Annotated in this window: 10 protein-coding genes; 5 read left to right on the top strand and 5 right to left on the bottom strand. The window is 32.9% G+C overall.

The features are described from left to right. Positions 1-3: 3 nt before the first annotated feature. Positions 4-648, bottom strand: a complete 645-nt coding sequence (locus BMZ09_RS10335) for a peroxiredoxin (protein ID WP_090840231.1) — start codon at positions 646-648, stop codon at positions 4-6. 146 nt (positions 649-794) lie between these two features. Beyond that, positions 795-2,456 (bottom strand): Na+/H+ antiporter NhaC family protein, encoded by a 1,662-nt coding sequence (locus BMZ09_RS10330; RefSeq protein WP_090840229.1) that lies wholly within the window; start codon positions 2,454-2,456, stop codon positions 795-797. A gap of 426 nt (positions 2,457-2,882) precedes the next feature. Here BMZ09_RS10330 and BMZ09_RS10320 point away from each other — a divergent pair, with 426 nt between their 5' ends. Beyond that, on the top strand, positions 2,883-4,547 hold the full coding sequence (locus BMZ09_RS10320; RefSeq protein ID WP_090840225.1) for a dermokine domain-containing protein: 1,665 nt from the start codon (positions 2,883-2,885) through the stop codon (positions 4,545-4,547). Positions 4,548-4,623: 76 nt separating this feature from the next. Here BMZ09_RS10320 and BMZ09_RS10315 read toward each other — a convergent pair whose 3' ends face one another. Then, complete coding sequence (locus tag BMZ09_RS10315; protein WP_090840223.1) at positions 4,624-5,838, bottom strand: aminotransferase class I/II-fold pyridoxal phosphate-dependent enzyme; 1,215 nt, start codon at positions 5,836-5,838, stop codon at positions 4,624-4,626. Between the two features lie 162 nt (positions 5,839-6,000). Between BMZ09_RS10315 and BMZ09_RS10310 the strand changes: the two genes are divergently transcribed. The 4 genes from BMZ09_RS10310 (at position 6,001) to BMZ09_RS10295 (ending at position 10,741) form a co-directional block, all read left to right on the top strand. Further along, positions 6,001-6,459 (top strand): Lrp/AsnC family transcriptional regulator, encoded by a 459-nt coding sequence (locus tag BMZ09_RS10310; RefSeq protein WP_090840221.1) that lies wholly within the window; start codon positions 6,001-6,003, stop codon positions 6,457-6,459. Positions 6,460-6,508: 49 nt separating this feature from the next. After that, on the top strand, positions 6,509-7,279 hold the full coding sequence (locus BMZ09_RS10305; RefSeq protein ID WP_090840219.1) for a response regulator transcription factor: 771 nt from the start codon (positions 6,509-6,511) through the stop codon (positions 7,277-7,279). 274 nt (positions 7,280-7,553) lie between these two features. Next, a complete protein-coding gene (gene lpdA, locus BMZ09_RS10300) occupies positions 7,554-8,954 on the top strand; it encodes a dihydrolipoyl dehydrogenase (RefSeq protein ID WP_090840217.1) in 1,401 nt (466 codons plus the stop codon). Between the two features lie 143 nt (positions 8,955-9,097). Next, positions 9,098-10,741: an amidohydrolase gene (locus BMZ09_RS10295; protein ID WP_090840215.1), complete on the top strand. Its 1,644-nt coding sequence runs from the start codon at positions 9,098-9,100 to the stop codon at positions 10,739-10,741. A gap of 42 nt (positions 10,742-10,783) precedes the next feature. Here the strand turns inward: BMZ09_RS10295 and BMZ09_RS10290 are convergent, their stop codons facing one another. Continuing rightward, complete coding sequence (locus BMZ09_RS10290) at positions 10,784-12,133, bottom strand: DEAD/DEAH box helicase (RefSeq protein ID WP_090840213.1); 1,350 nt, start codon at positions 12,131-12,133, stop codon at positions 10,784-10,786. A 42-nt stretch (positions 12,134-12,175) separates the two neighbouring features. Then, a complete protein-coding gene (locus BMZ09_RS10285) occupies positions 12,176-13,087 on the bottom strand; it encodes an aldose 1-epimerase family protein (RefSeq protein ID WP_245741129.1) in 912 nt (303 codons plus the stop codon). Between the last annotated feature and the right edge of the window lie 42 nt (positions 13,088-13,129).

Below are 13,129 nucleotides of genomic sequence, written 5' to 3'. Positions count from 1 at the left end.
AATTTAGTTTACGTGATTTGCTAAATAAGCTGCAGTACCTTTAGCGTTAGCTTGCATTGCATCTTTACCTTCTTCCCAGTTTGCAGGACAAACTTCACCTTTTTCTTGTACATGCGTTAATGCATCTACTAAACGTAAGTATTCTCCAACGTTTCTACCTAATGGCATGTTGTTGATACTTTCGTGTTGTACGATACCATCTTCGTCAATAATATAAGTTGCTCTGTAAGTTACGTTGTCACCTTCTACTTGTACAGTTCCAGTTTCTTCATCGTAAGTTTCGTTTTTGATATCTAAAATACCTAAGATACTAGATAAGTTACGGTTACTATCTGCAAGGATTGGGTAAGTAACACCTTCAATACCACCATTATCTTTTGCTTGACTTAACCATGCAAAGTGTACTTCTGGAGTATCACAAGACGCACCAATAACGATTGTGTTTCTTTTTGCGAATTCTGCCTTAGCAGCTTCAAAAGCATGTAATTCTGTTGGGCAAACAAAAGTAAAATCTTTAGGATACCAGAATAATACTACTTTTTTGTTGTTGTTTTTTGCTTCTTCAAGAACGTTGATTTTAAAAGTATCACCCATTTCGTTCATTGCATCCACATGTAAATCTGGGAATTGTTTTCCTACTATTGCCATTTGTTTAAAATTTTATAATTAATACATTGTTTTTTCAGTGTGCAAAGATACATTAGAAGGTAAAAAAAAATAGCCTAATAAAATTTTTAAATCTTATTAGGCTATAAATTTTAATTATAGTAAACTCTAAAGTGTATAATTTACAGTTATTTATCTTTTAGTTGTCTGATTTTAATATTAAGTGCAGCAAAAAACAAGGTTGTAAATGGACTTAGCCAGTTAAAAATGGCATAGACAAAATACTCTCCAACACCTACGCCTAAAACACCAGATTGGTATGCACCACAGGTATTCCATGGTATAAGTACAGAGGTTACAGTACCAGAATCCTCTAGAGTACGACTTAAGTTTTCTGGCGCTAGTCCTTTATCTTGATATGCTTTTTTAAACATTTTACCCGGTATAACCAGCGCTAGGTATTGATCTGATGCAATTGCATTTAACCCTAAACAGCTTATTACCGTACTAGCAAACAATCCAAAGACTGTAGTGGCTAGTTTTAATAGTTCTCTTGTAATACGTGATAAGGCACCAATTGCGTCCATTGTACCACCAAATACCATTGCACAACATATTAGTAGGATGGTCCAAAGCATCCCGTTCATCCCACCTGCGCTAAATAATTTTTTTAACCTTTTAATGGTGATTAGTTTTTCTAAGTTTTCGGCTTTAGCCTTAACAACAGCAGCGTCTGCATAATCTGGAGCTAAAAAGCTTTGTAAACTTTGTAGTGTATGTACACCTTTTAAATCGTCATCTGAAAATAGATTTTTAAGTTGTGGGTCGTTATTAACTTTCTCTATATCTGCAGGAGATAAGTTAGCTAGATATTCTGCGTTATCAATTTCTACACTAGTATCTGTTAATATAGAGGTTACAACTGTTTTGGTAGAAGAGTCTGTTATGTTTTCAATTAATTTAGATTGAAATACAAAGGCGAATACAGCTGCTAAAAGTACACCAGAAATTAAGGCTGCTACAGGTTTAACTTTAAAAAGAATTAATACAACTACAGCTACTGGTACTAAAAAAAGAAGCGGTGTAATATTAAAGTATTTGTCTATTGTTCCTAAAATGAAAGAGGTATCAGAGCTACCTGTAGATTCTATGCTTACACTCATGATAGAAAACGCTATAAGTGTAATAATTACTGTTGGTACAGTAGTAATACTCATGTATTTTATATGTGTAAATAAATCTGTTCCGGCCATAGCAGGCGCCAAGTTTGTTGTATCACTTAAAGGTGACATTTTATCTCCAAAATAAGCTCCAGAAATTACGGCTCCAGCAATCATACCTGGGCTAATCCCTAAAGCTGTACCAATACCAATAAGCGCAATACCAACAGTTGCAGAGGTGGTCCAAGAACTACCTGTAGCAATAGATATTACTGCGCAAATAATAACAGAAGCCGGTAAAAATATGGATGGATTTAAAACTTGTAATCCATAATATACCATAGCAGGTATTACACCACTAATTAACCAAGTTCCGGCTAAAGCACCAACTAAAAATAAAATCATGATCGGGACAAATACACTTTGTAAGTTTTCCCATATTTCCTTTAGCATTAGTTTATAGTTTACTTTATTAAAGAAACCGACAACTGCTGCAATAGCACCTGCGATTAATAAAATAAACTGATTAGAATATGCACCTAAAGCTTCGCCATCTGCCACAAATATGTTGTAAGCTAGCATACACATTAGCAAAACAACAGGTATTAATGCTTCCCAAATGTTTAGTTCTTTATTCTCTATAATGGTTTGATCTTGGATTTCTATTTCCGAAAGATTGTCGTCTTGCATTTAGTTAGTTTTTTGGATATGTAATGTTACGATTTTACAAGAAGCTATGCAAATGGATTTGAGTGCTGACAATTAGGTAGTTATCTGTAATTGTTAAGTTGAGTTTTTAAAGGAGTAACTTTTTGCTAACAATCTCAAAAAAAAGGTATAGATAATATACCATTGCTTTTGGGGTAATTTTGTGAATGATTTTAACTTTTGTTACAAGCGTGTTGCTTTTTGTTTTAACGAAATTAAAAAAGGTAAGCTGTTTTGTGTTTTTATAACCGTTTAAAGTGTTGATATTAATAGCCATAAAAGGTTCATAAAAGCCTATTTTAACTGACTTTATACACACTTAATCTAAAATTAGCAACTTTAAGTATACTATAACATTATTTTACGACTGACGCTCCTACATTAGCAATGTAAATTAAGATTCTAGCTATGAAAAAAATATTATTTTTTGTTTTATTACTTTCTTTTATTGATAGTAATGCCCAAGTTGGTATTAATAACGTAGATCCTAAATCTCTTTTAGATGTTTCTGTAACTACACCTGCAGCTCCTAATTTTAACGATGGGTTGCTGTTACCTCGTTTGGATGTATTTCCAGCAATTAATCCAAATGTGGATCAAAATGCTATGGTAATTTACTTAAACAATAATTTAGCAGGCGTAAATATAAGTGGAACAACTAAGGATTATAGTTCTGGGTTTTATTATTGGGATAATGCTGTGACAGATTGGAAGCCTTTTGATACGGTTGATTTAGATGACGATTGGTATAAGGCGGAAACTACTATTCAATCAACAAATATAGCAGATGATATTTTTACTGAAGGTAAGGTTGGAATAGGACATGATAAACCATTGTACGGATTAGATTTATTATCTAATGACGAAGAACGAGCTTTAAACATAAAAGTACAAGGACTTAATAATAATAGTGTTTTTGCGATGTACAATGAAATGAGTATTGAAGGAAGCGGTATACACCATGGTCTTTATAATAGATTTAGCCAACCCATTACAGCATCAGGTGAACATAGAGGTGTTGGTACATTTTTTATAAGTGATAATAACAATACGCACACAGGCATTTATAATGAAGATAATACTGATGGTACGGGTAACCATCGTGGTGTTTACTCTCAATTAGGAGGTGATGCTAGTGGTATTATTGAAGGGGTAAGAAGTAGAGTAACCGCTTCGGGAAATGGCTCTCATTATGGAACTAGAAGTGAATTATCTGGTACTGGAACAGGTACCCATATTGGTAGTTTTAATTTACTCTCAGGAGTTGGAACTGGTGTTCAGTTTGCCATGAGAAATACAATTACCAACTCAAATAATAATACACATTACGGTATTAGTAACACATTGTCTGGAGTAGGAAACGGAAGTCATTTTGGGATTAATAATGTTTTAAATAATGGAAATGGGACTAATATTGGAGTCAATAATCAAATAAGTGGTACTGGAAATGGAACTAAGATAGGAACTAGTAATAATATAAATAACGAAGGATCAGGAAATCATTTTGGAACAAAAAATGAGTTAAGTGGAATAGGGAGTGGTGTTAAATACGGAACACAAAATATAATTGATACTGATGCAGGAGGTATTCATTATGGCGTATATTCAAAAGTAGAAAAAGTAGGTTCTTGGGCTGGTTACTTTCTGGGAGATGTTAGAGTGTCACAAGATGTAACTGTATTAGGAAGAGTAACTGCTAATAATTTTGTAGCCACTAACGGTGGTTTCGCTACAGGTTATGCGGATTATGTTTTTGAAAAGTTTTTTACGGGAGAATCAGGAATTAATTCAGAGTATAAATTTAAGACTATCGAAGAAACAGAAGCTTTTGCAAAAAAATACAATCATCTTCCAGGAGTTAAATCTTATGAAGAAATTAAAAATAATGGATTCAGAATTGATTTAAGTGAATTGACTTTATCTTCATTAGAAAAATTAGAAGAGCAATTTTTATACATTACACAATTAAACAAAAAGATAAAATCTCAAGATGCTGTTATTGAATCTCAAGACAAAAAAATAAAGAATTTAGAAGATAGACTTCTTAAAATAGAAGCCCTTTTAAATCAATAATCTAATTTTTAATTAGAATAAAAAAAGCCTGAACATTAGTAATGTTCAGGCTTTTTTATTGTGTAAATTATATTGGTTATGCCATTGCTGTTTGTAAAACACCAACTTCAATCATGCATGCTTTTATCATGTTAAACGTACGTTCGATATCATCATCTAAACCAATAGAAAATCTAATTAGACCTTCGCTTAATCCCATTTCAGCTTGTTCCTCTTGTGGTATTTCAGAAGATGTAGAGGTTCCGGGAGCACTAAATAATGTTTTGTAAAACCCTAAACTTACAGCTAAGTAACCCACATTTTTTTCTTGCATTAATTCCATTAAGGCGTTTGCCTTGTCTAGTGATCCTGCATCAATAGTTAGCATACCTCCAAAACCATAGGCTTCATTCATCATAGACTTAAACACATCATGAGAAGGGTGAGAAGCTAATCCTGGGTATACGGTCTTTATGCCTAAGTCTTCAAATTTCTCAGCTAAATAAGCTGCGTTTTTACTGTGTTGCTTCATTCTAATATGTAACGTTCTCATATTTTTCAATATTGAAGATGAGCGCAAACTATCCATAGAAGCACCAAGTAACATGCTAGCACCATCAATGACACTTTTAAGTGAATTAACAAAGTCTGCACTACCACAAACAACACCTCCCATAGTGTCCGAAGAGCCATTAATAAATTTAGTTAAACTATGTATTACAATATCTGCTCCTAATTGTGCAGGCGAAATTGATAAAGGAGAAAACGTATTATCTACAACTAATGTTAGATTATGTTTTTTTGCTAAAGCGGCTAAGCCTTTAATGTCTGCAACTTCTAATAAAGGGTTACTAACAGACTCGCAATACAACACCTTTGTGTTTTTAGTAATTGCAGCTTCTACAACTTCTAGTTTAGTAATATCCACAAAAGACGTTTCAATGTTCATTCTAGGTGTAAAGTTCTTTAAAAAAGCATAAGTACCACCGTAAATCGTTCGGCTAGATACAATATGATCTCCAGCGCCACAAAGTTGTAAAAGAGTAGGTGTGATGGCGCCCATTCCTGATCCTGCAACATTTGCGCTTTCTGTTCCTTCCATAGCAGCTAATGCTTCGCCTAAATAAAGGTTAGAAGGTGTAGAGTGTCTAGAGTATAAATAGCAACCATCTGTATTACCTTCAAAAGTATCAAACATGGTTTTTGCTTTCAAAAAAGTATAAGTAGATGAGTCTGAAATAGAGGGGTTTACACCTCCAAATTCTCCAAAATATTGTAAGTCCTGAATGTTGTCTGCTGGTTTAAATGACATAAGTATGGTTTTAGTATTTATTATATCAAATATGCATATTATTAGAATAATAATCAATGCTTGGTTAAGTATTAGGAATATAAAACTATATAATTGTGTTTTCTCGGAAAATAAAGTATGTATATTTGAATTTAATCTAATTACACTGAAAATTTTTCGATTATGACCTTTGATGCAATAGACAGAAAACTCCTTCAATTACTACAAAATGATAGTAAACAGACTAATAAAGAGTTATCTAACAAACTAAATTTATCCGTAACCGCTGTTTTTGAGCGTATTAAAAAGCTCGAAAATAATGACGTAATAAATAAATATGTAGCGCTAGTTAAAAAGGAGAAGGTCGAAAAAAGCTTTGTTGCATATTGCCATATTAAACTGTCACAACATATTCAAGAGTATGTGGTGCAATTTGAAAAGGAAGTTACAAATTTAACAGAGGTTTTAGAGTGTCATCATATTAGTGGCGATTATGACTATATTTTAAAAGTTATGGTAAAAGATATGGAAGCGTTTAGAGAGTTTATGGTTGAAAAACTAACCAACATAAATCATATTGGTAGTACGCATAGTATGTTTGTTATTAGCGAAGTAAAAAGCACAACTGCAATTCCGATTTAATTTTTTTTTATAACTTGTTTGAAAATTAATCGCTATTAATAATTGTTAAATGAAATATGCACAAATAAAAGAACTGTATAAAAATATTTTTAAATCTTACGAAAAACCATCTATAGAAACACATATTAAAAAGTTTATCGAGTTAGATCAGTATTTACCATATAGCTCTACTTTTTTTTGCGTGACCAATACTCAAGATTTAAAATTTGAATATATCAGTAAAAATCTAAGGAGTTGCCTAGGTTTAGATCCTGGTGTTTTAAAAACGCAAGGCATGCGTTATTTTTGGAGCAGAATCCACCCTGAAGATGTCGAAGTATGGCTCAATGCTATGAATCATTTAATGGCCTTTACGCTTTCAGAAATTAGTGAAGCCGATAGAAAAAAAACAAATTATACTTGGAATTATAGATTTAAGGATGGTAACGATACTTACGTTAATATTGTGCAAAATACAACACCTTTATCTTTTGATTTAGAAATGAAGCCAATTATTGGTTTAGCACATTACACTGTGTTAGATACCAAAATTAAAATGCAAATTACAGCATCGGCTAAGTTGTTAAATAATAATAATGAATACGAAACCATTTACTTTAATAATTTCTCTCAGAAACTACTAAAAGAGTCGATTTCAAATAGAGAGCGTGACGTTATAAGGTTGTTGGTGCTTAATAATACTAGTAAGCAGATTTCTGAAAAACTAAATATTAGTCCGCATACTGTGGATACTCACAGACGTAATATTCTTAAAAAATTAAAAATAACATCTACTGGAGAATTAATAGGCATGCTAAAAATGAATAAGCATTTTATTTAAAATTACTCAAATTGAGTATTGTAAGCAATTGATAATAGTCACAACTTTACAGTGCTATTAATCTAAAGGGAATTCCTTTATACAGAAGCCTATTTTTAGACAAATTATTTGTTTATGATAGGCTTTTTTTGATTTACGAATAAAAGCTTCTATGTATTTGATTAAATATCTAGAAATTTCGTCAATTGTCATTCGGAATTCAGCGCACAAAATTGTACTTTTGTTATAGAAAGTAACAATTAATAATTTCCGCGAAAGCGAAAAAACAAAATATATGAGTCAATACGACGTAGCAATTATCGGTTCAGGTCCTGGTGGATATGTAGCAGCAATACGTTGCGCACAATTAGGAATGAAAACTGCAATTATTGAAAAATATTCTACTTTAGGTGGTACATGTTTAAATGTTGGATGTATACCAAGTAAAGCATTATTAGCCTCTTCACATCACTATGAAGAAGCAACTAAACACTTTGAAGATCACGGAATTGAAATTCCGGGTGAGATCAAAGTTAATTTAGAAAAAATGATTGGTCGTAAGCAAGCAGTTGTAGATCAAACAACTGGAGGTATTGACTTTTTAATGAAGAAAAACAACATTGATGTTTTTACTGGAGTTGGAAGTTTTAAAGATGCGACTCACATTACTATTGAAGGTGAAGAAACAACTGTAATTGAAGCAAAAAACACCATTATTGCTACAGGAAGTAAGCCATCAAGTTTACCATTTATTACTTTAGATAAAGAACGTATAATTACATCTACTGAAGCTTTAAAACTAAAAGAAATCCCTAAACACATGATTGTGATTGGTGGTGGTGTTATTGGTTTAGAGTTAGGTCAAGTTTACAGACGTTTAGGTGCTGAGGTTACTGTTATTGAGTATCAAGACAGAATCTTACCAACAATGGATGGTGCATTGTCTAAAGAGTTAAATAAAGTCTTTAAAAAGGCTAAATTTAAAATGATGTTATCTCATAAAGTACAATCTGTAGAGCGTGTTGGAGATGAGGTTATTGTTAAAGCAGAAAACAAAAAGGGAGAGGTTGTAGAGTTTAAAGGAGACTATTGTTTAGTATCTGTTGGACGTAAGCCTTTTACTGATGGTTTAAATGCTGAGGCAGCTGGTGTAAAATTAACAGACAGAGGTCAAGTTGAAGTTAATGAGCACTTACAAACTAATGTATCTAACATTTACGCTATTGGAGATGTTGTAAAAGGGGCAATGTTAGCGCATAAAGCTGAAGAAGAAGGTGTTTTTGTTGCCGAAACTTTAGCAGGTCAAAAACCACATATAGATTATAACTTAATTCCTGGTGTTGTTTACACATGGCCCGAAGTTGCTGCTGTTGGAAAAACAGAAGAAGAGTTAAAAGAATCTGGAGTAGATTATAAAGTAGGTCAATTTCCGTTTAGAGCGTTAGGTCGTGCTAGAGCAGGAGGAGACTTAGATGGATTTGTAAAAATCCTTGCAGATAAAAAGACAGACGAAGTATTAGGTGTACACATGATTGGTGCACGTTGTGCAGATCTAATTGCAGAAGCAGTAGTTGCTATGGAATTTAGAGCATCTGCCGAAGATATTTCGCGTATGTCACATGCACATCCAACTTTTGCAGAAGCGGTAAAAGAAGCTGCTTTAGCTGCAACTGATGATAGAGCATTACATGTTTAAAAGTTAAGTTGAGAATCCGCTTTCGCGGAAATAAAATTTTAAAAAAACGAACCAATTTGGTTCGTTTTTTTTTATATATAAATAATTTTTAAGTATTGTGTTGAATTTTATAATTAACTTAGACAATAACTAATTGTTAAAATATGAAAAACCTTATTCTTTGTTTAATACTATTAATAACGTTTGTGTCCTGCCAAAAAGAGAACCAGTCGGCAGACCTAGTGATTACTAACGCAGTTATTTGGACTGGTAATTCTAATATGCCAAAAGCAGAGGCTATTGCTATTAAAGCAGATACTATTTTTGCAGTTGGTATAATTAAAGATATACAAAAGCTAATTGGTCCAAATACTAAGCAAATAGATGCTAAACAAAGGTTTATAACACCGGGTTTTATAGATAGTCATGTCCATTTATTAATGGGAGGAAATAGTCTGCTAAACGTAGAATTGAGGGACGCTAAAACACCAGAAGAATTTAGTGAAAGAATTAAGACATTTGTTAAAACAATAGATAAAGAGACTTGGATAGTAGAAGGTAATTGGGATCATACACTTTGGGGAGGAGAATTGCCAAAAAAGGAATGGATAGATGACTTTACTAAAGATAATCCTGTAGCAGTGTACCGCTTGGATGGTCATATGATATTGGCCAATTCGGCAGCCTTAAAAATAGCAGGAATCGATAAAAACACACCAGAAGTAGAAAACGGAGTTATAGTTAGACATCTAGATGGTACACCAACTGGTATTTTAAAAAGTGAAGCTATGTATTTGGTTTTAAATAAAATTCCAGAATTAACGACTACTCAAAAGGAAGCTGCTATACATGTGGCTCAAGAGTATTTATTGTCGCAAGGTGTAACAACAGTGCATGATGTAGATAGTTTAGGAGGCTTTGCTATTGCTAAAAAAATGAAAGCCAACAATACTCTTAAAATTCGGATTTATTCTGCAGATCCCTTATATAAATGGAACAAAGTACAACGTCACGATGTAACAGATAAATGGCTTAAAAATGGGTTGTTAAAAGGTTTTGTTGATGGTTCTTTAGGGTCGCATACTGCAGCTTTTACAGAGCCATATAGCGATAAGCCAGAGGATTCCGGCTTGTTTATTAATACTATGGACGATTTGTATTCTTGGACAAAACAAGGCGATTCGTTAGGCTTTCAGGTTACAATACATGCCATTGGAGATAAATCTAATCATGAATTATTAAATGTCTATGAAAAAATTAAAGATGAATCTGAAGCTAAAGACAGGCGTTTTAGAATTGAACATGCGCAACATTTACTACCAGAAGATATTAACCGTTTTGCTAAACTAAATGTCATTGCTAGTGTACAACCGTATCATGCAATAGACGATGGACGTTGGGCGGAAGAGTTGATAGGTGCAGAACGGATTAAGACTACCTATGCCTTTAATGATTTAATGAGTGCGGGTGCAACAGTGGTGTTTGGTAGCGATTGGCCAGTTGCACCAGCATCACCTTTATATGGTATTTATGCAGCAGTAACTAGGCAAACATTGGATAATAAAAATCCTAACGGTTGGGTTGGCAAGCAAAAAATAACAGTAGAGCAAGCGTTATTAGCGTATACTAAAAATGGTGCTTATGGTTCTTTTGACGAAAACTTAAAAGGGACTTTAGAAGTTGGGAAGTTAGCGGATTTTGTAATATTAGATTCTGATATAACTATTGCTAATCCAGAAGCAATCAAAGATATTAAGGTTTTGGCAACCTATATAGCTGGTAAAAAAGTTTACGATTCTAGTTTGTAAAGAAATAAAGCACAAAAAAGCGAGCTAAATAGCTCGCTTTTTTTATTTCTTATTACGTTTATTGTAATTTTTATCTCCTCTAGTTTTAGGTTTCTTGTATTTGGCAGCAATCTTAAATTTATAACTACCTCCTAGATTTTCTTTACTATTTTTAGCAGATTTTTCATGAAAAGCGGGTCCAGGAGCATCAATGTCTTTACGTTTGGTTGGATTATTACGTTCTTTAATTACAGTACGTTCTTCTTCAATTAACTCCGTAGAGATTACAACTTCCGTAGGGATTTGTAATTCAGGAATTTCCATTTGCATTAACGTCTCAATCTTTTCAAGGCCTTCTTGTTCTTTTTCTGTAGAAAAAATAATGGCTTGCCCTTCGCGCTCTGCACGACCAGTTCTACCAATTCTGTGCATGTAGTTTTCTGGATAATCTGGCGTATCAAAGTTAAATACGTGTGATACGTTATCAATATCTAAACCACGTGCCATAACATCCGTAGCAACAAGAATACGGTTAACACCTTCTCTAAATTGCTCAATACTACGTAATCTATAGTTTTGTGTTTTGTTGGAGTGTATGACACATAATTCTTCATTAAAAAACTCGTCTAAAGCTTCAAATAATCTATCAGCCATACGTTTGTTAGATACAAAGACTAAGGCTTTATTGTACGTTTCAGCATCCTGAAATAAGTGTACTAATAAATTAAGTTTAGTGTAATAATTAGGAACACTATATTTTGTTTGTGATATATTTTCTAATGGCGTACCAGAAATTGCAATAGATACTTTTTGAGGAGCAGTAAAAAAATCTGTAATTAACGCGTCAACATCTTCCGTCATAGTTGCAGAAAACATAATGTTTTGTCTACGTTCCGGAAGGATATCAAAAATATTAATTAATTGATGTCTAAATCCTAAATCTAACATAACATCTACTTCGTCAATAACTAGACGCTCTAAAGACTTAAGTTGTAGTACACGACTAACCGCTAAATCATATAAACGTCCTGGTGTTGCAACAATAATATCTTGACCTTGTGCAACAGCTTGTTTTTGTGTGTTAATGTTTGTTCCTCCATAAACACCAAGCACACGTGTGTTTATATATTTTGCTAGTTTTTCAATCTCATCAACAACTTGTACTACTAATTCTCTAGTAGGTACTAAAATTAAAACACGAGGGTTTTCTTGCTTAGAAAATTTTAGGTTTTTAAGTATTGGTAACATGTAGGCAAAAGTTTTACCTGTACCAGTTTGTGCAATACCAACCATATCGGCTCCACTAGCAACTACATTAAAAGCTTCTGCTTGTATTGGAGTTGGTTGTGTAAAACCTAGGTCGTCAATTGCGTTATATAAAGGGGTATTTAAATTTAAATCTCTAAAGCTCAAAACGTATTATTTTAGCCTACAAAATTACTACTAATATTTTGTTTACCCTAAATGATGCTCATGTATTTGTATACTGTAATTTGCATTAAAGGTTTCGTTTTGTGGTAATTTAATAATCCCTTCTTTTTCGGTTAGTTTTTGAGATGTGTTTTCAGCATCAGCAATACCTAACCAAGGTTCTATACAAACATAGGGTGCGTTTGGTTTTGCCCAAATACCTAAATAATTAAAGTCTTTAAAGGTCATATTTAGTATTTCGCCATGAGTTTTACTAACTAAAGCGACCTGTCTAGATTGTAAATCTTTGAAAATAAGCGCATCTTTAGTAAATAAATCGGGTCTTAATTGGATGCTATTTTTAGTGTCAAAAGCAGGTTTTGTTTGATTGGTAACTAAACCATTATCCATATTTAATACATAGGTTTGAGCGGTTTCGTCAGTCTCAAAAACCAAGCTGTAATCGGTATAAATTTCATCTTTATAAACAGGACATTTAAAAGCAGGATGTCCGCCAATACTAAAATAAATGGTTTGGTTATCTAAATTTTTAACCGTGTGATTTATATGTAACGTGTTATTAACTAAAGTGTAAGTGATTAAAAATTCAAACTTAAAAGGAAACTGTTTCAGTAAGTTATCATTGTACATTAAACTAAACGTCAAACTGTTTTTGGTTTGATTTATTAGTTTAATAGCATCACTATGTCTTGTAAATCCATGTTTTGGTAATATGTATGTTTTGCCTTCAAAGGTGTATTCATCATTTTTTAAAACACCAATTATAGGAAACAAATTAGGTGCGTGACTGCCCCAAATGTCAGGATCTGCATGCCACATAAACTGATTGTCATTTTTTACTGAAGCAATTTCGCACAATTCTGCGCCTTTCGGTTTAACCGAAATTTTTAATAGGGCATTGGATAGTTCAAACATCTGTTTTATATTTAATCTCATGACTAAAATACTCGTTTTTTTTAACATTTCTGTTTAACTTTA

Origin of the sequence: Olleya namhaensis, assembly GCF_900114005.1 — a bacterium.
Lineage (GTDB): Bacteria > Bacteroidota > Bacteroidia > Flavobacteriales > Flavobacteriaceae > Olleya > Olleya namhaensis.
This window is presented reverse-complemented; position numbering and strand designations above follow the sequence as displayed.

What these genes read in the sequence shown, in the direction of transcription:
- BMZ09_RS10305 (WP_090840219.1), top strand. Translation starts at nt 6,509, where the DNA reads ATGAAATATGCACAAATAAAAGAACTGTATAAAAATATTTTTAAATCT.
- BMZ09_RS10320 (WP_090840225.1), top strand. Translation starts at nt 2,883, where the DNA reads ATGAAAAAAATATTATTTTTTGTTTTATTACTTTCTTTTATTGATAGT.
- BMZ09_RS10315 (WP_090840223.1), bottom strand. Translation starts at nt 5,838, where the DNA reads ATGTCATTTAAACCAGCAGACAACATTCAGGACTTACAATATTTTGGA.
- BMZ09_RS10330 (WP_090840229.1), bottom strand. Translation starts at nt 2,456, where the DNA reads ATGCAAGACGACAATCTTTCGGAAATAGAAATCCAAGATCAAACCATT.
- BMZ09_RS10335 (WP_090840231.1), bottom strand. Translation starts at nt 648, where the DNA reads ATGGCAATAGTAGGAAAACAATTCCCAGATTTACATGTGGATGCAATG.
- lpdA (WP_090840217.1), top strand. Translation starts at nt 7,554, where the DNA reads ATGAGTCAATACGACGTAGCAATTATCGGTTCAGGTCCTGGTGGATAT.
- BMZ09_RS10310 (WP_090840221.1), top strand. Translation starts at nt 6,001, where the DNA reads ATGACCTTTGATGCAATAGACAGAAAACTCCTTCAATTACTACAAAAT.
- BMZ09_RS10295 (WP_090840215.1), top strand. Translation starts at nt 9,098, where the DNA reads ATGAAAAACCTTATTCTTTGTTTAATACTATTAATAACGTTTGTGTCC.
- BMZ09_RS10285 (WP_245741129.1), bottom strand. Translation starts at nt 13,087, where the DNA reads ATGAGATTAAATATAAAACAGATGTTTGAACTATCCAATGCCCTATTA.